This window comes from Haladaptatus rarus, from assembly GCF_054177585.1.
The window spans coordinates 1-938 of sequence record NZ_JBPEHG010000045.1; the positions used below are offsets into that span (position 1 = coordinate 1).

Consider the following 938-nt stretch of genomic DNA (forward strand, 5'->3'; position numbering starts at 1 on the left):
GGCTCTGGTGAATCACTAGACGGCGTCGGATTCGTCCGTTAATTCGAAGGAGTTGAAGCGGAAGAGTCCGGATGCTCAATGTCCAAGATCTCCCGCTTCACGAGCAAAGCGGTTACGTTGGCTAAAAACGCTGTTGGTGGCCGAGGCGAAGTCGCCGCCCCCGAAGGGGGTGGCGGCTTCGCCGACTACGCCCTCGTCTCGCTACACTGTCTGCGGGTTTACCTCGATGAATCGTACCGCAACGCACTCGATTTGCTCAGCGAGATGCCGCATATTTGCGGGGAGATCGGCCTCGAAGAGGGTGATCTCCCGGACCACTCGACGTTAGTGAAGGCGTTTGAGAGATTCGAGATGAAGGTCTGGCGAGTGCTGCTCCGACTCTCGTCGGAGCTGCACGACCTTTCGGGTCACGCCGCCATCGACGCGACGTTCTTCGACCGCGAAAACGCGAGCAAGCACTACTGCCGCCGGACGAATTATCGCGTTCAAACACTCAAAGCGACCGCGCTCGTCGACACAGAGACTCAGGCTGTCCTTGACGTTCATTGCACGACCGAGAAACCGCACGACACACAGCTCGGCTGGCAGGTCGCCTGCCGCAACGCAGGCGACCTGCGCAGCCTCGCCGCTGACAAAGGCTACGACTGGATGGATTTACGCGAGAAACTCCGTGAAGAGGACGTGAGACCGCTGATTAAACATCGCATCTTCCGGCCCATCGACCACGCGCATAACGCGCGGGTCGATGGGCCTCGCTACCGCCAGAGATCGATGTGTGAGACCGTCTTCTCGGCGATCAAGCGCACGCACGGCGTCGCCGTGCGTGCTCGCACCTGGTACCGAGAATTTCGTGAACTCGTCGTGAAATGTGTCGTTTACAACATCAAGCGAGCCGTGATACGGTGAAATCAAGCGCTGTATGGCGATTCACCAGAGCC

1 protein-coding gene is annotated in these 938 nt (G+C 59.0%); it reads left to right on the forward strand.

Translation table 11 applies throughout. The annotated features are described in order from the left end of the window. Positions 1 to 78: 78 nt before the first annotated feature. On the forward strand, positions 79 to 906 hold the full coding sequence (locus ACR3FE_RS27755; protein ID WP_458211087.1) for an IS5 family transposase: 828 nt from the start codon (positions 79 to 81) through the stop codon (positions 904 to 906). The last annotated feature ends 32 nt before the right edge of the window (positions 907 to 938 follow it).